The organism is Lysinibacillus sp. NPDC092081, from assembly GCF_044755845.1.
GTDB lineage: Bacteria > Bacillota > Bacilli > Bacillales_A > Planococcaceae > Lysinibacillus.
This window is the reverse complement of record NZ_JBIVRU010000021.1, coordinates 30,662-54,678: the sequence shown is the minus strand read 5'-3', so window position 1 is coordinate 54,678 and position 24,017 is coordinate 30,662. Positions and strand designations below refer to the sequence as shown.

The 24,017-nt window shown below is 37.4% G+C and carries 23 protein-coding genes and 1 riboswitch; of the genes, 21 read left to right on the top strand and 2 right to left on the bottom strand.

What is annotated here, in order from left to right:
- The first annotated feature begins 49 nt into the window (after nucleotides 1-49).
- Nucleotides 50-1,183, top strand: a complete 1,134-nt coding sequence (locus ACIQLB_RS21140) for a CamS family sex pheromone protein (RefSeq protein WP_400730413.1) — start codon at nucleotides 50-52, stop codon at nucleotides 1,181-1,183.
- A gap of 72 nt (nucleotides 1,184-1,255) precedes the next feature.
- Here ACIQLB_RS21140 and ACIQLB_RS21135 read toward each other — a convergent pair whose 3' ends face one another.
- A complete protein-coding gene (locus tag ACIQLB_RS21135; RefSeq protein ID WP_400730411.1) occupies nucleotides 1,256-1,465 on the bottom strand; it encodes a hypothetical protein in 210 nt (69 codons plus the stop codon).
- A gap of 214 nt (nucleotides 1,466-1,679) precedes the next feature.
- Between ACIQLB_RS21135 and gatC the strand changes: the two genes are divergently transcribed.
- The 15 genes from gatC to ACIQLB_RS21060 all read left to right on the top strand — a co-directional run bounded on the left by gatC (nucleotide 1,680) and on the right by ACIQLB_RS21060 (nucleotide 17,855).
- Complete coding sequence (gene gatC, locus ACIQLB_RS21130; RefSeq protein WP_010857153.1) at nucleotides 1,680-1,967, top strand: Asp-tRNA(Asn)/Glu-tRNA(Gln) amidotransferase subunit GatC; 288 nt, start codon at nucleotides 1,680-1,682, stop codon at nucleotides 1,965-1,967.
- A 24-nt stretch (nucleotides 1,968-1,991) separates the two neighbouring features.
- Entirely contained in the window at nucleotides 1,992-3,455 is a 1,464-nt protein-coding gene (gatA, locus tag ACIQLB_RS21125) for an Asp-tRNA(Asn)/Glu-tRNA(Gln) amidotransferase subunit GatA (protein ID WP_400730409.1), read from the top strand.
- Nucleotide 3,456: 1 nt separating this feature from the next.
- Complete coding sequence (gatB, locus tag ACIQLB_RS21120) at nucleotides 3,457-4,884, top strand: Asp-tRNA(Asn)/Glu-tRNA(Gln) amidotransferase subunit GatB (protein ID WP_400730408.1); 1,428 nt, start codon at nucleotides 3,457-3,459, stop codon at nucleotides 4,882-4,884.
- A gap of 252 nt (nucleotides 4,885-5,136) precedes the next feature.
- The gene (locus ACIQLB_RS21115; protein WP_400730406.1) at nucleotides 5,137-5,697 is read left to right on the top strand and encodes a thioredoxin family protein; all 561 of its coding nucleotides are present in this window, start codon (nucleotides 5,137-5,139) and stop codon (nucleotides 5,695-5,697) included.
- A gap of 130 nt (nucleotides 5,698-5,827) precedes the next feature.
- Nucleotides 5,828-6,742: a diacylglycerol kinase gene (locus tag ACIQLB_RS21110; protein WP_400730404.1), complete on the top strand. Its 915-nt coding sequence runs from the start codon at nucleotides 5,828-5,830 to the stop codon at nucleotides 6,740-6,742.
- A 392-nt stretch (nucleotides 6,743-7,134) separates the two neighbouring features.
- Entirely contained in the window at nucleotides 7,135-8,481 is a 1,347-nt protein-coding gene (locus ACIQLB_RS21105; protein WP_400730402.1) for a cytochrome ubiquinol oxidase subunit I, read from the top strand.
- Entirely contained in the window at nucleotides 8,478-9,503 is a 1,026-nt protein-coding gene (locus ACIQLB_RS21100) for a cytochrome d ubiquinol oxidase subunit II (protein WP_400730400.1), read from the top strand. Before ACIQLB_RS21105 ends, ACIQLB_RS21100 begins: the two co-directional genes overlap by 4 nt.
- Nucleotides 9,504-9,516: 13 nt before the next feature.
- Nucleotides 9,517-9,639 carry a cytochrome bd oxidase small subunit CydS family protein gene (gene cydS / locus ACIQLB_RS21095; protein WP_400730398.1) on the top strand — a complete coding sequence of 41 codons (123 nt, stop codon included), beginning with the start codon at nucleotides 9,517-9,519 and terminating at the stop codon, nucleotides 9,637-9,639.
- A gap of 215 nt (nucleotides 9,640-9,854) precedes the next feature.
- A complete protein-coding gene (gene rlmD, locus ACIQLB_RS21090) occupies nucleotides 9,855-11,228 on the top strand; it encodes a 23S rRNA (uracil(1939)-C(5))-methyltransferase RlmD (RefSeq protein WP_400730396.1) in 1,374 nt (457 codons plus the stop codon).
- Nucleotides 11,228-11,416 carry a hypothetical protein gene (locus tag ACIQLB_RS21085; RefSeq protein WP_132363450.1) on the top strand — a complete coding sequence of 63 codons (189 nt, stop codon included), beginning with the start codon at nucleotides 11,228-11,230 and terminating at the stop codon, nucleotides 11,414-11,416. The genes rlmD and ACIQLB_RS21085 overlap by 1 nt, the downstream gene beginning before the upstream one ends.
- Before the next feature lie 492 nt (nucleotides 11,417-11,908).
- Nucleotides 11,909-12,898, top strand: coding sequence for a tRNA dihydrouridine synthase (locus ACIQLB_RS21080; protein WP_400730394.1), 990 nt, complete (start codon nucleotides 11,909-11,911; stop codon nucleotides 12,896-12,898).
- A 189-nt stretch (nucleotides 12,899-13,087) separates the two neighbouring features.
- Nucleotides 13,088-13,705: a TetR/AcrR family transcriptional regulator gene (locus ACIQLB_RS21075; RefSeq protein WP_400730454.1), complete on the top strand. Its 618-nt coding sequence runs from the start codon at nucleotides 13,088-13,090 to the stop codon at nucleotides 13,703-13,705.
- 12 nt (nucleotides 13,706-13,717) lie between these two features.
- Nucleotides 13,718-14,635: an ABC transporter ATP-binding protein gene (locus ACIQLB_RS21070; protein ID WP_400730392.1), complete on the top strand. Its 918-nt coding sequence runs from the start codon at nucleotides 13,718-13,720 to the stop codon at nucleotides 14,633-14,635.
- Nucleotides 14,635-16,236 (top strand): ABC transporter permease, encoded by a 1,602-nt coding sequence (locus ACIQLB_RS21065; RefSeq protein ID WP_400730390.1) that lies wholly within the window; start codon nucleotides 14,635-14,637, stop codon nucleotides 16,234-16,236. Before ACIQLB_RS21070 ends, ACIQLB_RS21065 begins: the two co-directional genes overlap by 1 nt.
- A gap of 404 nt (nucleotides 16,237-16,640) precedes the next feature.
- Nucleotides 16,641-17,855, top strand: coding sequence for an MFS transporter (locus ACIQLB_RS21060; RefSeq protein ID WP_400730388.1), 1,215 nt, complete (start codon nucleotides 16,641-16,643; stop codon nucleotides 17,853-17,855).
- Nucleotides 17,856-18,008: 153 nt separating this feature from the next.
- Here ACIQLB_RS21060 and ACIQLB_RS21055 read toward each other — a convergent pair whose 3' ends face one another.
- Nucleotides 18,009-18,206 carry an alpha/beta-type small acid-soluble spore protein gene (locus tag ACIQLB_RS21055; protein WP_370046452.1) on the bottom strand — a complete coding sequence of 66 codons (198 nt, stop codon included), beginning with the start codon at nucleotides 18,204-18,206 and terminating at the stop codon, nucleotides 18,009-18,011.
- A 207-nt stretch (nucleotides 18,207-18,413) separates the two neighbouring features.
- Between ACIQLB_RS21055 and ACIQLB_RS21050 the strand changes: the two genes are divergently transcribed.
- The 5 genes from ACIQLB_RS21050 to ACIQLB_RS21030 all read left to right on the top strand — a co-directional run bounded on the left by ACIQLB_RS21050 (nucleotide 18,414) and on the right by ACIQLB_RS21030 (nucleotide 23,875).
- The gene (locus ACIQLB_RS21050) at nucleotides 18,414-18,908 is read left to right on the top strand and encodes a YehS family protein (protein WP_400730386.1); all 495 of its coding nucleotides are present in this window, start codon (nucleotides 18,414-18,416) and stop codon (nucleotides 18,906-18,908) included.
- A gap of 331 nt (nucleotides 18,909-19,239) precedes the next feature.
- Entirely contained in the window at nucleotides 19,240-19,437 is a 198-nt protein-coding gene (locus tag ACIQLB_RS21045; RefSeq protein ID WP_053483025.1) for a hypothetical protein, read from the top strand.
- A 228-nt stretch (nucleotides 19,438-19,665) separates the two neighbouring features.
- A riboswitch (cyclic di-GMP riboswitch) is annotated at nucleotides 19,666-19,751 on the top strand.
- Between the two features lie 108 nt (nucleotides 19,752-19,859).
- Nucleotides 19,860-21,602 carry a methyl-accepting chemotaxis protein gene (locus ACIQLB_RS21040; RefSeq protein ID WP_400730384.1) on the top strand — a complete coding sequence of 581 codons (1,743 nt, stop codon included), beginning with the start codon at nucleotides 19,860-19,862 and terminating at the stop codon, nucleotides 21,600-21,602.
- Nucleotides 21,599-22,354: an SDR family NAD(P)-dependent oxidoreductase gene (locus ACIQLB_RS21035; RefSeq protein WP_400730381.1), complete on the top strand. Its 756-nt coding sequence runs from the start codon at nucleotides 21,599-21,601 to the stop codon at nucleotides 22,352-22,354. Before ACIQLB_RS21040 ends, ACIQLB_RS21035 begins: the two co-directional genes overlap by 4 nt.
- A gap of 24 nt (nucleotides 22,355-22,378) precedes the next feature.
- Complete coding sequence (locus ACIQLB_RS21030; RefSeq protein ID WP_400730379.1) at nucleotides 22,379-23,875, top strand: sodium:solute symporter family protein; 1,497 nt, start codon at nucleotides 22,379-22,381, stop codon at nucleotides 23,873-23,875.
- Nucleotides 23,876-24,017 lie beyond the last annotated feature (142 nt).

Below are 24,017 nucleotides of genomic sequence, written 5' to 3'. Positions count from 1 at the left end.
ACAATTCGTCGAGCAGAAATTTGATTTTCAGTAAAGGAGTACAAAAATAATGAAGTCATTTCGACTCATTCCAGCAATTGTCGCTGCTGCAATGCTAGTCGGCTGTGTGCCTTCTGATAAGAAGGGAACAGAGCTTACACAGGATACGCAACAGGAAAAAGCGGAAACAACGATTATTCCAAGCATACAGATTGATGATTCATACTATAGAACGCTTACACCTTATAAACCAAGTGCTAGCAGAGGATTAGTAGTTTCGAATATCTTTACGAAATATGATATGAAGGAAGTAGAAACAGGTTTAATGCGTCTTTCTCAAAATGAGTTTGACACAGAAAACTACTTCTTCCAAGAGGGGCAATATTTAGCGGAAAGCACAGTGATAGATTGGCTTGCACGTAGTTCACAAACGAAGGAGGGGTTAAATCCTCCAACGACGGACTCAATGTCGGCAGAAGAACGTGCAACAAAGGCTCCAATCTATTTATCACATATTGTTGAGCAAAATTATTTAACAAAAACTAGTGATAACAAAGTGAAATTAGGCGGTATATCGATAGGACTTGCCTTAAACTCTATTTATTACTATCAAAAAGAAAAGTATGGGGATTACTTTGAGCAACCAATTCCGGAGGCAAAACTTGTTGAGCAAGGAAAGAAGATGGCCGCTGAAATTGTGTCTCGCCTAAGAACTCGTGATGAATTGAAAGATATACCGATTGTAGTAGGCTTGTTTAAACAAAAAGCGCGCAATGATATTATTCCAGGAACGTATTTTAGCTATGGCGTAGCAAAAGCAGGACAAAACGACGTAGCTGATTGGAAAGCTAATGATGAAGAATATGTAATGTTCCCAACGAGTGAAACACAGGATGTATACCGAGATGTTAGCAATAACTTTAAGCATTTTAAACAAGATGTAGATAAATACTTTTCTAACTATACTAGTGTAATAGGAACAGGCTTCTATCAAAATAAAAAAATTCAAAAGCTAACAATTGAAGTACCAATCCAATTCTTCGGCAAGCTCGAAATTATAGGCTTTACTCAATATTTAACAGGTGTTCTTATCAATCAATTTGATAACATCAATGTTGAAGTAAATATTACTTCAATTAACGGTCCTGAGGCGTTAATTGTAAAAAATGCCAACGAAAAGGAACCATACGTCCATATCTATTAATTTATAGTCAGCCTCGTGCTGACTATATTTTTTTTGAAGAAAAAAGAGATTTGAAAATATTCGTTGGAAGAATTAATTAAAATGATGGATAGACTCTTTAGAGTGACGGTTAGAAAAAGGGCGACGGATAGCCCCGTCGAAGTGACGGATAGAAGAGCAAAAGCGACGGAAAGATTCCCCTGAGCGACGGATAAAGTCTTCGAATCGACGGAAAGAGCGATCGAAACGACGGATAGCCTCACCGACTCGATAGATAGAAGAAAGCACAGCAACACAAACCATGCCCTACTCCCGAAAAGCGAAGTCTATAAGAAGGACTCTTAAGACAGTCCCTAAAGACGACACTTCGTTATAGTAGTGAAAGTTTCTTTATTTTTGGTGAAAGTTGTGATTTTTAATATGAAAAATGTTATGATTATTTGCATGGTTAACTTTATTCAACCCTATTGTTATCGACAAAAACAATGAATAGAATGAGTATTCGGAGGTGTGAAAAATGGCAAAATTAACAAAAGAAGAAGTTAAGCACGTTGCAAATTTAGCACGTCTTGCAATTACGGAAGAGGAAGCAGAGAAATTTGCTGAACAGCTTGGTAAAATTACGGACTTCGCAGAGCAATTAAACGAGTTAGATACAACGAATGTTGAACCAACAACTCATGTTTTACCACTAGTAAACGTAATGCGTGAAGATGTGGCAACAAAAGGCTTAGACCGTGAAGTAATGATGTTAAACGTAAAAGAACAAGAAGATGGTCAAGTAAAAGTACCAGCTATCATGTAATACTAAAACATAGGAGGATTCCTCATGACGTTATTTGAACGTTCAGCAAAGGAGCTACAAGCTGACATTAAAGCGGGTAACCTAACAATCGCTGATTTAACAAAAGAAGCATACGAACGTGTGGCGAAGCTTGACGGCGATGTACAAGCTTTCCTTGCTTCAAACGAAGAAAAAGCAACTGCACAAGCAGTAGAAATGGACAAAGTGCCATTTGAAGAGCGTGGACCACTTTTCGGTCTTCCTATCGGTGTTAAAGACAACATCGTTACAGAAGGTTTAGAAACAACTTGTGCTTCTAAAATTCTAGAAGGCTTTATGCCAATTTACGATGCAACAGTAGTTAAAAAGCTACGTGAAGCTGGTATGGTCACTATCGGTAAATTAAACATGGACGAGTTTGCAATGGGTTCTTCAAATGAAAACTCATACTATAAAACAACAAAAAATCCATGGAACTTAAACCATGTACCGGGTGGATCTTCAGGTGCGTCTGCAGCAGCAGTTGCAGCAGGTGAAGTTCCATTTTCACTTGGTTCTGATACAGGTGGTTCAATCCGTCAACCAGCTGCTTATTGCGGTGTTGTAGGAATGAAGCCTACATATGGTCGTGTATCTCGCTTTGGTCTAGTTGCTTTTGCATCTTCTTTAGATCAAATCGGTCCAATTACTCGTAATGTAGAAGACAATGCTCTTTTACTTGAAGCAATTGCAGGATTAGATGCAAACGATTCAACTTCTGCAGACGTAGAAGTACCAAACTACGCAGCAGCCCTTACAGGTGACGTAAAAGGCTTACGTATCGCTGTACCAAAAGAATTCCTTGGTGAAGGTGTTGGCGAAGCGGCACGTCAATCAGTGCTTGATGCATTAGAAGTATTAAAAGGCTTAGGTGCTACAGTAGAAGAAGTATCGCTTCCTCATTCGAAATATGCACTTGCAGCATACTATATTCTTTCTTCTTCAGAAGCGTCTTCTAACCTTTCTCGTTTTGACGGTATCCGTTATGGTTTCCGCGCAGAAAATGTTAATAATTTGATGGACCTTTATAAAGAAACACGTGCACAAGGCTTTGGCGATGAAGTAAAACGTCGTATCATGCTTGGTACTTACTCACTAAGCGCAGGTACGTATGATGCTTACTACAAAAAAGCTCAACAAGCACGTACACTTATCAAAGCAGACTATGACAAAGTATTTGAAGACTTTGACGTAATCATTGGACCAACTTCTCCAACACCAGCATTTAAAATTGGTGAAAACGTCGATGATCCAATGACGATGTATGCAAATGATATTTTAACGATTCCTATGAACTTAGCTGGTGTGCCAGCCATCTCAATCCCATGTGGTATTGAAAATGGTCTACCACTAGGCTTACAAATTATCGGTAAATACTTCGATGAAGCAACAATTTACCGTGTAGCTCATGCTTTCGAACAAGCAACGGAGTTCCATAAACAAGTTCCTCAAATTTGGGAGGGAAAATAACATGAACTTTGAAACAGTCATTGGTTTAGAAGTACACGTTGAGTTAAAAACAAACTCAAAAATCTTCTCACCAGCACCAGCTCACTTCGGTGCTGAACCAAATACAAATACAACAGTTATCGACCTAGGCTATCCTGGTGTTCTACCTGTACTTAATAAAAATGTTGTAGATTTCGCAATGCGTGCAGCACTTGCACTAAACATGGAAATCGAACAAGAAACAAAATTTGACCGTAAAAACTACTTTTATCCAGATAATCCGAAAGCTTATCAAATTTCTCAATTTGATAAGCCAATCGGTAAAAACGGCTGGGTTGATATCGAAGTAGATGGTTACACAAAACGTATCGGTATTACACGTCTTCATATGGAAGAAGATGCAGGGAAACTTTCTCACGCTGGTGACCACTCTTTAGTTGACTTTAACCGTCAAGGTACACCACTTGTAGAAATCGTTTCTGAGCCAGATATTCGCACACCAAACGAAGCGTATGCGTATCTTGAAAAAGTAAAATCAATCATCCAATATGCAGATGTTTCAGACTGTAAAATGGAAGAGGGATCTTTACGTTGTGATGCTAACATCTCAATCCGCCCATACGGTCAAGAAGAATTCGGTACGAAAACAGAGCTTAAAAACCTTAATTCTTTCAACTACGTTCGCCGTGGTTTAGAGCACGAGGAATTACGCCAAGCTGATGTTCTTCTTTCAGGTGGGGTAATTGATCAAGAAACTCGTCGTTTCGATGAAAAAACAGGTAAAACAATTCTTATGCGTGTGAAAGAAGGAACAGACGATTATCGCTACTTCCCAGAGCCAGACTTAGTCCGTCTATCAATCGATGATGAATGGTTAGAGCGAGTGAAATCAGAAATTCCAGAGCTTCCAGATGCTCGTAAAAAACGCTATGTTGAGGAATTAGGCTTAACTTCATATGATGCAGGAGTTCTTGTTATTTCAAAAGAAATCTCAGACTTCTTCGAGGCTATGGTAGTTAAAGGTGCTGATGCAAAGCTTTCAGCAAACTGGCTTATGGGTGATGTTTCTGCATACCTAAATGCAGAACAAAAAGACCTTAAAGATACTGCATTAACGCCAGAAAACCTTGCAGAAATGGTGAAATTAATCACTGACGGTACAATTTCTTCTAAAATCGGTAAAAAAGTATTTGCTGAATTAGTAGAAAAAGGCGGTTCTGCAGCAGAAATCGTTAAAGCAAAAGGTTTAGTTCAAATTTCTGATGAAGGTGCATTACTTGCTATCGTTACAGAAGTTCTAGACAACAATGCACAATCAATCGAAGACTTCAAAAACGGTAAGGATCGCGCTATCGGCTTCTTAGTTGGCCAAATTATGAAAGCCACTAAAGGTCAAGCGAACCCACCAATGGTCAATAAATTATTACAACAAGAAATTGCAAAACGTTAATTGCAATTGCAATAGAAGGCCAAGAGAGCAAATTCGTTTTCTTGGCTTTTTATTTTAAAAATGAATACATACAAAAGACTCTTTGGGGTATCTATACAAGATAAATACCTTGAATAGCAAAAGGGTGTCTTACTACTATATTTGCTGTAAATAATACTAAAAAATACCAAATTAACACTTTATAGTTGTCTTCAAAGAGTATTCATAGCAAAATATAGAATAGAACATAATAAAAATTTAGGAGGTCAATCAATGAAAACTGAACAACAATATTTCAATGATGCGATTTCGATTCAACAATATATGGATAATATGACGACATTAAAAGAGGAAAGCTTCCGTATTTATGATGGCTTCGAAGTGCCACTAAACGATGGCTTTATCGAACTACTGAAGGACAAGCAACCAAAAATTTTAACAATTACTGAGGATTGGTGCGGGGACGCAATGTTAAATAATCCAGTTATTCGCCGAGTTGCAGAGGCAGCAGGATTAGATATGCGCGCAGTACTACGGGATGCTGATACAGATTTAATCGATCGCTATTTAACAAACGGTGGCCGTGCAATTCCGGTTTATATTTTATTAGATGATGCTGGTCAGGTTGTTGGAAAATGGGGTCCACGTGCACCAGAATTACAGGAACTAGTAGTGAGTAAACGAGCTACTTTACCTGATAAAGAAGATCCTACATTTGAAGATGCACAAAAAGCACTATATGCTGAAATTCGTGAAGAAAATATTACGAACAGATCATATTGGACATTTGTTTATGAGGATTTTAAAAAGCAAGTAACAGCTGCATTGCAATAATTGTAAATCATAAGGCCGCATGTCAGAGCTTGAGGACAAGCCTTTTTGTTGATTATTGGAAGCTTAATGCAACATTTAAATGAATAATTCGTTGAAAGAAATAGAATCTTATGAAGCAGGAAGGTATGTTATGAAACGAGCAAGAATCATTTATAATCCTACATCTGGGCGTGAAGCGTTTAAAAAGCATTTACCAGAAGTACTGGCAAAATTAGAGGTAACAGGCTATGAGACATCTTGTCACGCAACGACCTGTGAAGGCGATGCAACCATTGCAGCAAAAGATGCAGTTGAACGTGGCTTTGATATAATCATTGCAGTTGGTGGAGATGGCACATTAAATGAAGTTGTTTCAGGTGTGAGTTCATTTGAGAATCGCCCGAAAGTAGGTTTAATTCCGATGGGCACAACGAATGACTTTGCCCGTGCCGTGCATATTCCCCGAAATATTGAAGCTGCCGTTGACATCATTATTAAAGGTGAAACGTTGCCGGTAGATGTTGGTTTATTAAATGGGGAACGCTATTTCATCAATATTGCCGCTGGCGGACGTATTACAGAGTTAACTTATGAAGTGCCAAGTAAAATGAAAACAATGCTAGGACAGCTAGCTTATTACGTAAAAGCAGTAGAAATGATCCCATCGATCAAAGCTTCCCATATGCGTATCGAATATGATGGGGAAGTGTTTGATGGGGATGCCATGATGTTTTTATGCGGCTTAACAAATTCAGTGGGTGGTTTTGAAAAGCTTGCACCTGACGCAAGTATTAATGATGGCTACTTTACTTTATTAGTATTGAAAAAAGTAAGCCTGCCTGAATTTATTCAGCTTGCCGCAATGGCATTAAGAGGCGAGCATTTGAATGATGATCGTGTGATTTATAAAAAGGCAAGTGTCGTAAAAGTATCTACTGAAGATGAAATACATTTAAACTTAGATGGTGAGTATGGTGGAGATGCACCTGCTACATTTGAAAACTTAAAGCGCCATATTGAGATTTTTGTTCCACTAGCAGATATTCGTGAAGAAGACCGCATGTAATGAATTTAAAACAGGGCTCTACTCAATTTAGGAGGGAGCCTTGTTTAATTTAGGCGAAAGTTTATTCATGGTTTAAATTGGTAAAAAATCCGTATATAGATATTAAAATTTCTAATAATTGGTATTGTGAATGAATTAAGAAAAATGTTTGGCAAATGTGCGTATATTACTTGAACAAAATTTGAAACCTTTATAATAGGCCGAAATTTCGGTCCGTTATAAAGGTTTTTTTCGTTGGAATAGTGGAAAATGGGGGTATGGATAAGGGAAAGGAAGTGTTGCCTTTGTATAAGTCACAGGAAAGAAAGCTCATTTGGCTAAGCTTTGGTGTTGCAATTATCATGCTACTTTCCATACTTGGAAGAATATTTGGAGGTTAGGGGGGCAATGAAATGGTGAATGAATCAGCAGTCTTTTGGAGTAGAGCATTAACGGAGCTAACCTTATCGTTCCATATTATTTATGCAACGATTGGTGTGGGTGTCCCATTAATGATTATGATTGCACAATGGACTGGGTATAAAAAGAATGATGAGCACTATATTTTAATGGCAAGACGTTGGGCACGAGGTTTTGTTATTACGGTTGCAGTCGGCGTTGTAACAGGGACAGCTATTGGCTTACAGTTGTCTTTACTATGGCCGAATTTTATGCAACTTGCCGGCCAAACAATTGCATTACCACTTTTTATGGAAACGTTTGCATTTTTCTTCGAAGCCATCTTTCTAGGCATCTACCTATATACTTGGGATCGCTTCGATAGTCAGAAAAAGCATATGCTACTGTTAATTCCAGTAGCTATCGGTGCATCGATGTCAGCTGTGTTTATAACAATTGTCAATGCGTTTATGAATGCGCCACAAGGATTTGACATTGTGGACGGACAGCTTGTGAATATTCAACCTTTTTTAGCCATGTTTAATCCAGCAATGCCGACAAAGGTTGCGCATGTTCTCGTTACAGCCTATATGACGTCCGCATTTGTGTTAGCATCCATTGCAGGATACCGTCTGCTTAGAGGTTCTAAGCATGTATATCATAAAAAATCTTTATTACTACTTATGAAGATAGGCCTGATTTTCTCCATTGCATCAGCGATTATTGGAGACTTTTCAGGAAAATATTTAGCAGAATATCAGCCAGAAAAACTAGCTGCAGCTGAGTGGCATTTTGAAACGGGGGATAAAGCTTCCCTTATACTATTAGGTGTATTAAATGGTGAAGAAGTAAAATATGCTATTAAAGTACCTTATGCTTTGAGCGTTTTAGCACATAATAATCCAAATGCAGAGGTAATTGGCTTAGATCAATTTGCTAAAGAAGATCGACCACCACTGTATATTCATTACCTCTTTGATCTCATGGTGTTTATTGGCATGTTTATGGCATTCGTTTCACTGCTTTATGTAACCGGGAAAGCACGTGATTGGCAGTTTATTCATAGACGTTGGTTTAGATGGATTGTTGTTGCAGGTGGACCACTTTCCATTATTGCGATTGAAGCAGGATGGTGGCTTGCTGAAGTTGGACGACAGCCTTGGATTTTATATGGATTAATGCGAACACCAGAAGGGGCCACAACGAGTGACCATGTCGATTTAATGATGCTATTGTTTACAGGTGTGTATGCCGTATTAGCAGTAGGAAGTATGGTGGTTTTAATTCGTATGTTCAAAAAGAATCCAATTGAGCGAGAAATAGAAGATCGCCATGCTGATAAAGGCGGTGACATCTTATGACATTAGAGATTTTAGGTATTTCAGTTTTATGGATCTTCCTATTTGGCTATGTCATTGTAGCTTCAATCGATTTTGGCGCAGGCTTTTTTAATGCCTACAGCCTACTCATCGGAAAAAATCACATTTTAACGAATATTATTAAGCGTTATTTATCACCTGTTTGGGAAGTAACCAATGTCTTTTTAGTATTCTTCTTTGTAGGGATTGTTGGATTTTTCCCACAAACAGCTTTCTATTATGGAACGATATTACTTGTTCCGGTTAGTATTTCGCTAGTGCTTCTTGCAATACGAGGCTCCTACTATGCGTTTGAATCATATGGCGCACGAGGACATATCGGTTACACACTTACCTATGGAGTAGCAGGCTTACTCATTCCAGCCTCACTCTCTGTTGTATTCGCGATTGCTGCTGGTGGCTATGTTGATATTGTTGATGGGCAACCTGTCTTGAACTATTGGACATTGTATACGAGCCCATTTGCTTGGAGTATTGTCGTGTTGAGCATTGCAGCCGTACTTTATATTTCAGCCGTGTTTTTAACTTGGTATGCTCATAAAGCAAAGGATAGAGAAGCCACGAATTTAATGAGAAGATACGCACTTGCTTGGGCGATACCATTGATGGTCAGTGCGCTCGGCATTATGTACGAAATGAAATTTATCAACATTGAAAGTTACAATCATATGGTTAATTTATGGTGGATGTTCGCCATGTCAGCTGTGTTATTTATTATTACGATAGTGTTAATATGGATGCGAAAAAATTATGGTCTTGCGGTTGGATTGTTGATTGCCCAATTTGCAGTGGCGTTCTTCGCATATGGAATTGCGCAATATCCATATTTACTGTATCCGTATTTAACAATTTACGATAGCTTTACAAGTACACAAATGGCGATTGCGCTCGTCATTGCGTTTATTTTAGGATTATGTCTGCTTATTCCATCACTGTTCTTGTTGTTGAAATTATTCCTCTTCAACAAAAAATACGTGACCGGAAAAGAAGACAATCACGCATAGGAGGGATAAAACTATGGCAAGTTTTTTAATGTTTTATGCGCCATTTATAGTCGTCATCCTCGGGGTAGTTGCTGCTTTCTGGTGGGCACCTAGAGATTACCACACCGTGAGGAAAGAGGGAAAGAGTCGCGAATAGCGGCTCTTTTTTCTACTCGTATAAAGGGGAAGATGTATCCGCTCGGGTGCTCGGGTAGACAGGGCAGATCACATCACATTTTTGGCTTACCCGAGCAGTTTGGGAACAGAGCTGATCACATTCTCGGCCTACACGAGCAGTTAATATTAGGCCTTGTTCTTTTTTCATCCGCCACAACATGCTACAATAAAGAGATTGAAATGGAGGATGTACGAATGTCAGCACCCGTGAAAAAGAATGACCGACTAACAGTTTATATAGAAGATTTAACACATGATGGCAATGGCGTCGCAAAGGTCGATGGCTATCCATTATTTATCCAAGGTGCACTTCCTAGTGAAACGGCGGAAGTACATGTTGTGAAAACGTTAAAAAACTACGGCTTTGCGAAGGTCGTAGAAATTCTCGAGCCATCACCAGATCGTGTAGATGCACCTTGTGAATATTTTAAACAATGTGGCGGCTGCCAATTACAGCACCTGTCTTATGAAGGACAGTTAAAATGGAAAGAAAACATGGTGCGTAATGTCATGCAGCGCATTGGTAAAATTGATGCGCCTGTTCTACCGGTGAAGGGCATGGAAGAGCCTTGGCATTACCGTAATAAAGCGCAAATACCTTTCTCCTCAAATGAAGCAGGACAAGCAATTGCTGGTTTCTACAAAACGAAGTCTCATAGCATTGTGGATATGGAGCGATGCTTAATTCAGACTGGGGAAGCGGACGCTATTCTTACCGGCTTGAAAAAGGAATTAGCGGCAATCGGTATTCGACCATACAACGAGCTATCACATGAGGGAATGCTCCGCCACGTAGTTATTCGTAAGGCACGAGCAACTGGTGAAGCTATGGTGGTTCTCGTAACGAAAAAGAAAAAATTCCCGCAAAAAGAAGCTGCTGTTGCGACAATCCAGAAGCTTGTCCCGAATGTCACATCCATTATGCAAAACGTTAACAGCGACAAAACAAACGTTATTTTTGGTGATGAAACTGTGAACTTGTGGGGCAAGGACGTTATTATTGATACAATTGGCGATGTTCGCTTTGAAATTTCAGCCCGTTCATTTTATCAAGTAAACCCTGAGCAAACGGAAGTTTTATACAAACAAGCATTAGACTACGCTAACTTAGAAGGTGATGAACGAGTAATTGATGCTTACTGTGGTATCGGCACAATTTCATTATTCCTTGCACAACAAGCAAAGGCTGTTATGGGTGTTGAAATTGTCCCACAAGCAATTAAAGATGCAAAACGTAATGCTGAATTAAATGGTTTCACTAATACGTATTTTGAGGCAGGCCCAGCAGAGGAAGTTATTCCACGTTGGTATAAGGAAGGCAAAGAAGCGGATGTGTTAGTAGTTGACCCACCACGCAAAGGATGCGATGAGGAGCTTCTAAAAACAATTTTAGAGCAACGTCCAAAGCGTGTTGTGTATGTGTCCTGTAATCCAGCTACACTAGCGCGTGACCTTCGAATTTTGGAGGATGGGGGCTATCAAACACAGGAGATTCAACCTGTGGATATGTTCCCGCATTCGACACATGTGGAGGTTGTTACGGAACTAACTCTAAAGGAGCGATCATAATGGACGCAGCAAAAAAATGGCTCTCTATCCCGAAAGATATCAGAGAAATGCTCGTGAAAAACGTATTTTGTGGCAATTGTGGTGTAACGACAATTGTGAAATACACGATACAGGAGGGAGAATATGCCCCTGTATTGAAGGGGAAATGCAAGACTTGTGGTAGGGATGTTGCTCGGGTGATTGATTAGTAAATGATAGAACTCTGAAAGGATGGAGTGAATATTCCATCCTTTTTGTGTAAGCACGGAAGGGTTTTGGTTGAATCTTATACTTGAATAGAAGAGGTTACTTTTGATATATGTGATGAAAATTATACACATCATAATTGGTATCAGAACATTATAATAGGCAGTTCAAGAACGTGGGTTTGATATCAAAGGGTTTATAATTCGATTGCTTTATGATAAATTAACCGTTATCTTGAATTGCTTTTTTATGTTTTTGGAATAAAGTGTCCACTATTCGGGGTTCAGTTCAAAAATCTATGCCATCTGCTTTTTGTTTATAAACATACCATTCAGGACCGATTTTCGTTAAAATAAACATTGTTGATTTTTACAAATTATAAATGTCAAATGTATTTGTGTTTGATAATCAGTTATTGAGCATGATATAAGTGTAAAAAAAGTGAAACATTTGGCTTTATATTGTATGATCGAGAGTTTAAAGTTGTATCCATAGTGAGAGGATTTGAGTTTGAAATGATAGATAATTTTTGGCGTAACTTACCGCGACCATTTTTTGTACTTGCACCAATGGAAGATGTGACGGATGTTGTTTTTCGTCACGTAGTAAGTGAAGCCGGTCGACCGGACGTATTTTTCACAGAGTTTACAAACTCAGATAGCTATTGTCATCCAGAGGGCATGAAAAGTGTGCGTGGTCGTTTGATTTTTACAGAAGATGAACAGCCAATGGTGGCACATATTTGGGGGGATAATCCCGAATATTTCCGTCAAATGAGTATTGGCATGGCAGAGCTAGGTTTTAAAGGCATCGATATTAATATGGGTTGTCCTGTCCCGAATGTGGCATCGAGAGGGAAAGGTAGTGGCCTTATCCTGCGACCAGACGTTGCGGCAGAGCTTATTCAAGCAGCAAAAGCAGGAGGACTACCTGTCAGCGTGAAAACACGACTTGGCTTTAAAGAGGTAAGTGAGTGGGAGAAGTGGCTAACGTATATTTTAAAACAGGATATTGCGAACCTTTCTATTCATTTACGTACAAGAAAGGAAATGAGCCAAGTAGATGCACATTGGGAGCTAATTCCGGAAATCAAGAAATTACGTGACCGTATCGCACCAAATACGCTACTAACAATCAATGGAGACATTCCTGATCGTCAAACAGGGCTACAGCTTGCTGAACAATATGGCATTGATGGCGTTATGATCGGGCGAGGTATTTTTAAAAATCCTTTTGCTTTTGAAAAAGAGCCAAAAGAGCATAGCAGTAAAGAGTACCTTGATCTTTTAAGACTGCAGCTTGATCTTCAAGATCAATATGCGGAAGCATTACCACGGTCAATCACAGGGCTTCACCGCTTTTTCAAAATTTATGTTAAAGGATTCCGTGGAGCTGGTGAATTAAGAAATCAATTGATGAACACGAAATCAACAGATGAAGTGCGTGCATTGCTTGATAACTTTGAATCAAACAATGTTGATTGAGATGGACAGTAGATAGTAAAGAGGGGCAAAGAACCCCTCTTTTTTTTTGCCTAATTCAGTTTTGTAAAAGACAGTATGAAGTGACGGGAAGAAAATCATGTCCTTTTTTCCTTTTTATTTTCATTTGACCATAATGGTCATTTTTGTTAAATTGTATATGACCACCTTGGTCATTGAAGAAAGGAGACAATTATCATTAATTCTTTATTTAACAGTCTAAAATCAGAAAAACAAGAACGTATTATTAATGCCGCCATAAAAGAATTTGTGCAAAGTGGTTTTGACAAAGCTTCAACAAATGAAATTGTAAAAGAGGCAAGAATCTCAAAAGGTTCATTATTTAATTATTTTAAAAGTAAAAAAGATCTTTATTTATATTTAATTGAATACTCTATTCAAGTCATTGAGAAAATTTATGAGCATATAGATTTGAATGAAACAGATATATTTATAAAAATTGAGAAATTAGGATTAAAAAAATTGCATATACAAAGAAAATTCCCCCAGGTATTTGATTTTCTTTTTTCTTCAGTCCATGAGGAATCTGATGAAGTGAAGGAGGATATTAAACAAAAAGTTAATTCTATTTTCGAAGAGGGAGTTACAAAAATATATGACAATATAGACTACTCTAAATTTCGTGAGGACATCGATATTCAAAAAGCGATTGATATTCTTAATTGGACAATGTTCGGATTTGGGGAAAAAGTAATTAATCAATTAAACAGCTTTGAAGAAGTTAGGGAGGAGTATCTCGAAGAATGGGAAAAATATTCCAAAATCCTGAAATATAGTTTTTACAAATAAGGGGGATGGATCATGAGCGTGTTGGAAGTTAGAAATTTAACGAAGAAGTTTGGGAAGGTTACAGCTTTAGATGGCGTTAATTTTGAGGTGCGGAGTGGGGAAGTTTTTGGATTCATTGGTCCTAATGGTGCTGGCAAATCAACGACGATACGGGTATTACTTGGTATTTTAAAGGCAACAGATGGAGAAGTTGAATTATTTGGTAAAGATGCTTGGCATGAAGCAGTGGAAATCCATAAGAGGTTGGCTTATGTACCAGGTGATGTCAATTTATGGCCTAATTTAACAGGTGGAGAGGTAATTGATTTATTTGTTAAATTACGGGGAACCAATAATAAAAGCAAACGAGAAGAATTAATAAAAAAATTTGATTTAGATCCAACAAAGAAATGCCGAACGTATTCTAAGGGAAACCGACAAAAGGTTGCATTAATTGCGGCATTTTCATCAGATGCAGATTTGTATATTTTAGATGAACCAACCTCGGGCCTTGATCCGCTGATGGAACAAGTTTTTCAGGAGTGTGTTATGGAGGTTAAAAATAAAGGGAAAAGTGTGCTTCTTTCAAGTCATATCCTTTCTGAAGTAGAAAAATTGTGTGATAGAGTGGGAATTATTCGACAAGGAAAAATAATAGAAACCGGATCGTTAAATGAACTTCGCCACTTAACAAGAACACATATCCTTGTTGAGACAAAGAAACCTATTTCATCATTAAGTAAGTTACAAGGAATACATGATATAAAAGAAACTAATCAAGGTTTGACCTTTCAAGTTGATACGGAAGAACTGGACAGTGCCATCAGACATATTAGTCAATTTGGAATTGTAAAATTGGAAAGTGCACCACCTACTCTGGAAGATTTATTTATGCGTCACTATGAAAGCAAAAATAATGCAGAAGGGAAAGAAACAGGAGGTGTCCATTAATGAATCAAAATAGATTTGCGAATACAGGTCAACTATCTCGATTAATTTTCCGTCTAGATAGAACAAGAGTTTCATTATGGATAGTTGGAATAACGTTGCTCACATTAATCGTACCTCCTGCTTTTGAAAGTTTATATAAAACGCAACAGGATAGAGATACCGTTACTGAAACAATGGCTAATCCCGCAATAACGGCAATGGTAGGAACTGGTGATCTAAAAAATTATACGATTGGTGCAATGACAGCGCATCAAATGCTCATTATAACTGCGGTAATTGTTGGTTTAATGGCTATTTTACTTGTCACACGACATACAAGAGCAGATGAAGAAGATGGTCTCATTGAAATGATTCGCTCTTTACCAACAGGGCGCCTTTCTTACCTAAATGCATCATTTATTGTAGCAAGTGGTGCATTTATTGTTTTAGCATTATTTATAGGCTTTGGATTATATGTACTGGGGATTGAAAGTATGGATTTAGAAGGATCCTTACTTTATGGTGCTGCGTTAGGCGGAACGGGGTTTATTTTTGTAGGAGTGACAGCGATTTTTGCTCAACTTTCAGAAAGCTCCCGAGGTACGATTGGATGGTCGGTTGCAGTACTACTACTTGCTTATCTTTCTCGAGCTATCACTGATATAAGTAATGCAGAATTATCATGGCTTTCTCCATTAGGATGGGTATCAAAAGCAGAAGTATATTCATCTAATAATTGGGGGCCAATATTATTAATGCTGGTTTTTTCTATCCTATTATTTATAATTGCAATTTACCTAAATAGTATTCGCGATTTAGAACAAGGATTCATAGCATCCAAACCAGGGAAAAGTAATGCATCTCGCCTTTTACAAAGCCCAATTGGTCTAGCATTTCGATTACAGCGAACAGGCTTTATTGCATGGGCAATTGGCTTATTTATACTTGGTGCTTCTTATGGATCTATATTTGGTGATTTGGAATCTTTTTTAAAAGGAAATGAATTGTATCAACAATTGTTGCAGCAAGCAGAAGGCGCTTCCTTAGTTGAACAATTTATTCCGACATTAATGATGATTATTTCCCTAATAGCAACAATCCCCCCTGTTTTGGCTATGAATAGACTTCGTGGCGAAGAAAAAAAGGGGCGTCTAGAGCATTTATTAGGTAGGGCTGTATCGAGGACTAAGCTAATTGGATCATACTTAATCCTAGCAATTGTGAATAGTTTTGTGATGATTTCCCTTAGCGCAATTGGTCTATGGGCAGCTGGTACAGCAGTTGTAGAACATGGTCTCAAATTCAGCATGGTTTACAGCTCAGCTCTTGTATTTTACCCGGCAATACTTGTCATGATTGGTATCACTGCAGTACTTAATGGATTTTCACCAAGGCTTACCCATTTGATTTGGTTTTATTTAATGTATTCATTTATTGTCCTATATTTAGGAAACTTGATTCAATTTCCTAATTGGTTAGGAAAGCTATCTCCATTTGGTCATGTTCCGCATGTACCTATAGAGGAAGCAACTTTTATGCCATTATTCCTATTAAGTGCAATTGGGGTAGGATTAATGATTATCAGCTTTATTGGTTTTCGGAAGCGTGATATTAAAAATTAGCATCAAAACACAATTCGATGTTCATCCCAAACCACTTTACTGTCTAACTTTTAGGGGTGATCTCAATTTACCTTCGATGGTTTTTATCTCTTTTCTTAAAAATAGATTGCTTTTTCAATAATAATCTTATAAAATGTAGAACGATATAAATGAACGAAATAAATTTCCTTTAATACGGTCCAGAGAGGCTGAAAAGGGCTACATGATATTTTTAAGCTAACAATATCTTTGTTTTCGCATGCCCTTTTGTCCTCTGTGACAGAAGGGCTTTTATTTTGCCAATTATACCTCTTTTAAAGGGAGTCCTGTGAGGCTTCAAAAGAGAATGGAAAAAGAATTGTGTAATCCATTCCCTCAAATAGGCTAAAAGAGATTTTTAACAATGAAACTGGAGGATTGTATGAATGGATTATCGTAAGAAAACAGTGGTAGCGTCAGTAGCTGGTTTAACGTTGGAAGGAATGGACATTATGTTTATTTCCTTTGCGATGACAATGATTATTTCAGAATTTAACATTGATTTTGCAACGGGTGGATTGATTTCTTCCGTAACGAATATTGGTATGCTGTTGGGCGGTATTATTTTCGGGGTTTTAGCTGATAAGTATGGGCGGGTAAAAGTATTTACTTATACCGTCTTGTTGTTTGCGCTTGGTACAGCTTTAACTGGATTAGCAACAAATATTGAACAAATTTATATTTATAGATTTATCGCTGGTCTTGGTGCAGGGGGCGAATACGGCATTGGTATGGCTCTTGTTGCCGAGGCTTGGCCGAAGAATAAGCAAGGAAGAGCCTCTTCATATGTTAGTGTAGGTGCTCAATACGGAGTTATTTTAGCAGCGTTACTAAGTGCTGTTATTCTTCCGACTTTAGGTTGGAGGGCATTATTCTTTGTTGGGGTGTTACCTGTCATTTTCGCATTCATTGTGCGAAAGAATCTTGAGGAATCACCAGAGTGGTTGGCTTCTCAGAAAAATAAAAAAATCAACAAACAACATGAAAAAGGTAAGTTGGCGCAACTATTTGAAACGCCTCGAACTTCGATGACGACAATCTCGTTAATCGTTATGGCAACTGTTCAAATTGCTGGTTACAATGGCTTAATGATTTGGTTGCCATCTATGTTGCAAAAATCTCAAGGTCTATCCGTTTCAAGCTCGGCACTTTGGACAATTAGCACAGCAGTTGGCATGATTATCGGGATGCTAACATTTGGACGATTTATGGATCGATTTGGAGCAAAGCGTGCTTTTGGTTTCTTTTTACTTGCTTCAGCATGTGCTGTGTTTTTATACTCCTATGCCACAGGAAGTGTCGCAATTTTATTAGGTGGTGCGATTGTCGGCTTCTTCTCAAACGGCATGTTTGCAGGATATGGAGCTTTAATTAGTAGCTTCTATCCTGTGCAAATTCGAAGTACAGCTACAAATACGATTTTTAATTTCGGTAGAGCAATTGGAGGATTTTCACCGATCTTTGTAGGTTATATTCTTCAAAGTTATGATATGACGGTCGTAATGATCTATTTAGCAGCCTTATATTGCATTTCCTTTATCGTGATGCTGACTTTTAAAAAAGGGACAAGCGAGGCTTTACAACCAGTTGAAATTAAATAAATCAATTATGCCTCGGCATAATTGCGTCCGGAATCGGCTTTGTGCTGGTACAAAGAACTCCTTTCCGATTCCGTGACACCCGCTGAAAGAAGTTAAAAATTGAAAGAACGAATTCCAATTTAAAAAAGGGATTCGTTCTTTTTAAATTTATTATTATAATAAACCTTTTGAACGTTTTTCAGCCATTTCTACGAGGCGTTTTGTAATTTCTCCTCCGACTGAACCGTTTGCACGAGAAGAGGCTTCTGGCCCTAATTGTACATTAAATTCTTGTGCGATTTCATATTTCAATTGATTAACAGCTTCATTTACACCAGGAACTAGAAGCTTATTTGAACTACGATTAGCCATTTATCTCACCTCCTTGTGATTAGAATGGTCGAGAGTTAGCTAATCATACATGTTAAAAAATAAAATGCACATTCTAAATACTATAGTAAAGTAACTTTTGGAAAGCTAACTAAAATTGTGAATGTCTCTGCTATAATAGAGTAATGCTTCATTTTCGAGGATAGGATTGTTAGAAGCGCTTTTACAGTTAAAATGGAGGTTTTTTAAATGACGAACAATGATATTTTAATTCGTTTAAGATATGCATTAGATATCAAAAATAAAGATATGGTTAAAATTTTTAACTTAGGTGGCATGGACTTTACGAAGGAAGAAGTATTGAACATGCTTATTAAAGTTAATGATGAGGAAGAAGCACCAGAAGAATACATCAAATGTAATAATAAAATGGTAGAGGCATTTTTAAATGGATTTATTACATTTAAACGAGGTCCTCAAAAGCCTAAGCCTGGTCAGCCGGAAGGACCACTACCTGTTTCAGGAAAAGAGAGTCCTAATAATATGCTATTAAAGAAAGTGAAGATTGCGTTAGGCTTAACGAGTGAGGAGATGCTCGATATTTTATATGATGGAGGCGTAAGCGTTTCGAAAGGCGAATTAGGTGCCATTTTAAGAAATCCAAGTCATCGTAACTATAAAGAATGTGGCGATCGCTTTGTGAGAAATTTTTTAAGAGGGCTGACAGATAAATATAGAGAATAAAATGGATCTATACTAAAATCTGTTCTTGATTAACAAGAAGCGTGGGTGTCTGAGGCATCGCTCTTGAAAACGTTCTCTCTGAGTAGTCAAGTGTAAAATTGAGTGAAGAGCCAATAAAATAATGACAAACAAAGCAGCTACGATTTTGTAGCTGCTTTGTTTATGGGGTGTTTTATGAAAAAACTATGTCGTGATAAAAATTTTCTACAAAAAGCGCTTTTTTCTTAGTCGAATGTAGTTGACAATTTGTGACCGAATTGTGTACACTGAAATTGACATAAAGTTGTCACAAAGAGGGAAAATAAATGTTCACGAACAGAGGGGTGCTATTATGTTTAGTTTAAACATTTTATTAGTTGCTATCGCATGTGTTACTATTCCACTTGTTGTTGCTTCAGTGATGTTAGACATTTTTTATGCAGAAAAGAAACAAGTTCGTTTTTCATTACGCCGTACATCTATGTGGTATTCCTGTATGTTTGCTTTATCATTTATACCGTCAGTCTTATACATGACATTAACTAAATAACTATCTTTAATATGAATAATCATTTAGGGGTAATTGATTATTTAAAATTATAGTAACAGCTACAATATTGCGTTGTAGCTGTTTTTAATTGTTTTGAAGAGAATTGTGGATAAGCCGAGAAAAATATGTAATAGTATTTATTTCATACTAATAGTAAAATAGTAAAAATTATGTGTATTTTAATCTGGTAATATTGACTGCTTTTACCCATTGTGTTAATTTGAGGAGGAAAAAGATGGGCAAATCTACTGAAAGGTAGAGACGCAAAGCTACAGGTCTAAGGTAATAAATACTATGATGGCTGAGCTGCAAAGGAGTACTAGTTAAGTACATATATTGCTAGTCATATTCTTTGATGCCTATTTCTTTTGAAATAGGTTATTTTTTTTGCCAAAAATACGATAAAGGAGGAAGTAATAATCATGAAGTTGTTGAAAAATGTTTCATTAAAAAACAAACTTTTACTAACGGTTTCTATTATTGTTTTACTTCTAATTGCTATTATTACTACGCAAAGTATTAGAGAATTAAACAATCGAATGTCTGTTGATTTAGAACAAGAATTGAAAAGTGTTGGTTTATTGACAGCTATGAATCTTGATAGTGATGACATTAAAGATTTATTGACTGAAAAGGGAGAAACTAATGCTAAATTCAAGAAAATTCAAAAACAACTCGATAAGATTCAAGAAGAACAAGGAATTATGAGTTGGAGCTATATTTGGGATGTGAAGGATGCGGGTGGCGTTAACCCGATAGGCTATACTTCTAATTTGAACGACGTATATGAAGCGGGTGAAATCTTTACTGATTTAGCAGATGAACATGTAAAAACAGCTAAATTGGCAATTAAAAATAAAAGCACTGAGGTAACTGATATTTTCCAAGATCCTTATGGTTCATGGCGAACTGTATTTAGCCCTATTAAAGATGACAATGGTAAGCTCATTGCATTATTAGGTATTGATTATTCTGCTGACTACATAAATACCATCATTAAAACAAGTATCGTAAAACAAATTGTTATTGCTGTTATTGGAATTTTAATTTTATTAGTTTTACTTTACATAATTATTGATCGTTTATTAAAACCACTTAAGAAAGTAGTAAATGCTGCAAATCAAGTAGCGAATGGGGAATTAATAAATGTAGATTTAGAAATAACGAAGGACGAAATCGGAAATTTATCTGAATCTATTAATACGATGGTTTCAAATTTACAACATATCATTTTAAATATTAGACATACATCTGATAACGTTTCTTCTGCTGCTAATCAGCTGACTGTTAATGCAACAGAGACATATAACAGCTCAACAAATATTGCTCAAGACATGGGGGAAATTACACAAAACGCTGAGGCTTCAATGGTTATGACTGAGGAAACAGCTGCTGCTATGGAGGAAACAGCGACAGGCATTCAGCAAATTGCTGACTCTGCTAATACGGCTGCTGAATCATCTATCTCTTCTTCTCAAGCTTCAGAACGTGGAAATCATGTTGTTCAGCAAGTCATTGCACAAATGGAGTTGATTAATGATTCTGTTGAACAAATAGGGACAACAATAAACGGATTACATATCAATACGAAAAAAATTAGCGATATCGTAAGCCTTATTACAGCAATAGCAGATCAAACGAACCTACTAGCATTGAATGCCGCAATCGAAGCTGCTAGAGCAGGAGAGCATGGAAAAGGCTTCGCAGTTGTTGCTGACGAGGTTAGACGATTAGCGGAGCAATCATCACAATCTGCAACGGAAATATACAATTTAATTAGTACAATCCAAGCTGATTCAAACGCTTCCATCACTGTTATGGAAAAAGGTAAAGAAGATGTAAAGGCTGGTATGGAGTTTACAAACGAAGTAGGGGAAATCTTTAAAGAAATTCTCGCTTCATCAGAGGAAGTTGCAAGTCAGATTCGCGAAATTTCTGCTGCGTCTCAACAAATTTCTGCTTCATCGGAGGAAGTAGCAGCATCTGTCAATAATATTAAACAATCTGCGGAACAGTCATCTGAATTCTCGTCGAATGTGTCAAACGCAACGCAAGAGCAATTGACGACCATGCAAGAGGTGAAAGAGGCATCTTCTTCATTAGGAAAAACAGCAGAAGAATTGCAGGTACTTGTAGCAAAATTCAAATTGGAGAATGATCAATGATAGAAATTAATTTTAAAGGAAAAAATGTACTAATTACAGGTTCAAGTAAAGGAATTGGCAAAGCCATTGCTTTAGGCTTTGCCGAGCAAGGAGCCAATGTATTCATCAATTATATTGGTGATGACAACGAGGCAGAAGAGGTTCGTGCACAAGCAGAAAAGTTTGGTGTACAGGCTATGAAATTTAATGCAGATGTATCGGATTCTCAGCAAGTTCAAGCTATGTATCAATATATGGACAAACATTTAGGTGATATTGATATTCTAGTCAATAACGCCGGATTCGCACAGGCTTCAAGCATTACGGATTTAACAGATGAGCAGTGGGATAAAATGATTAAAGTTCATCTATACGGTTGCTTCTATAATTGTCGAGAAGCAGCAAAAAGAATGAAAGAACGAAACAAAGGGAAAATTATTAATATTTCTTCTGATATTGGTAGTTTAGGTTGTGAGGAATTTACGCATTATTCTGCTGCGAAGGGTGGCATTAATGCATTTACGAAGGCTTTGGCACGAGAGTTAGCGCCTACAATATTAGTCAACGCAGTAGCTCCTAGTGGAACATTTACAGACATCCTAAAGGAATTTGGTGAAAATTATGTAGAGGAAGAGTCTGCTAAATATCCGTTAAAACGATTAGCTCAACCAGAAGAAATCGCAAAGAGTGTATTATTTTTAGCTTCAGAAAATGCGGATTTCTATACGGGTCAAGTATTAACGCCTAATGGTGGAGTCGTGATGAACGGATAATGTGGAAAACTAAGGAGCAATACTATGTTAAATATAATCATCTTTAGCTTATACTTAATTTTTATTTATTTCATTGGATATAAAGGATACAAACGAGTTAATACTGCGGAGGATTTAATTGTTGCTGGTTGGAGTATGCCTTTATCTGTTGTAACAGGAAGTCTAGTGGCGGCCTTATTAGCTGCCCCATTCTTCTTTGCGGCAGTAGGCTCAGGTTACACAAGTGGCGGCTTTGAGGGCTCAGCGACAATGGGCGGTTTAGGGACTTGTATGATTCTTGGAGCCCTTATTTGGACGAAGCCATTACGTAGATTAAAAGGCTGGACATTAGCAGACTACTATGGATTACGATATGGCAGTAAAAAACTAGGTGCTTATACAGGCATCGTAATGGCGATTGCCTTCGGCGTCTTTAATGCAGCTGCGTTAACAGTTGGTGGCACGTATATTATTCAGCAACTGTTGCAAATTGATTTCGTTCCGGCAGCATTACTTTTTGTATCATTAACTGCCCTATATTCTGTAATTGGTGGCTTATGGGCTGTAGCCTATACGGAAATTGTTCAGGGGGCACTGGCAGTAGCGGGTATATTAGGGATTACAATTTTTATCTTATTCTATTATCCTGATGTAACATTTAACCCAGAGTGGTGGAATATTAGTGAACTCTTCAATAAGGCTGGAGCAGAGTTTTGGACACTTTATCTTGTGTTAGCACTTGGTGATATTCCAGCGGTGGATTTAGGACAAAGGGTGGCAGCGGCGAAAAGTCCAAAAGTAGCACAGCGCAGTATGATTATAGCTGGGGCAATTATTATCGCAATCAGCTGGATTCCGGGTATGTTAGGAGAAGCGTTCAAAACGATTTATCCTAATAGTACAAATCCAGAGACGTTAATGCTTGCTTTTGCTCAAGGATATTTTCCTCCATTATTAGCAGCCATCTTTTTAACAGCAATGGCAGCGATGGGGATGTCTACTGTAGCCGCGTGTTATGTTGCGACTTCAGGAATTATCACAAAAAACATTTATTTAGACTTTATTAATCGAAACCCAGATCCAAAAAAATTATTAAGATTTTCAAGACTTATTATTATTTTAAGCGCTTTGCTAGGCTTAGTTTTAGCGGTCAGCTTCCAGAAAGTAATTGATTTAGCATATTTGGCATGGGATATTGTCTTCGTGACGATTTTCTGGCCAATCGTTTTAGGACCGTTTTGGAAGCGAGTAAGTACACCTGCCGTGTGGACAAGTATATCTGTCGGGCTAGTCTATTACATTATTACATCTTTAACTTATGTACCGAGTCTTCATATCCAATCAGAAGGATTTTTAGGCTTATTAAATGAACTGTGGCAGGCACCTGTTTTCTCAGGCGTTGTGATTACAGGTATTACAATTGTTATTGTAAGTTTGCTTATTCCACCTTCGCAACATGTTCTTGAGATGCATAAAATTGAAAAAGATAAGACTTTAGACAATGTTGGTAGTAAAGAGGAATTAATGGAACATTCAAATTGATAATTATTTATAAAAAAAAATTGGAAACACGAGAGCATTGATATTCAATGTCCTCGTGTTTTTTTATGCAGAAAACAACACTTAAAAATGACAATTTTAGCTTGTTTTAGGAAAAAAAATAAAGTACTTTGGTAATAGAGAC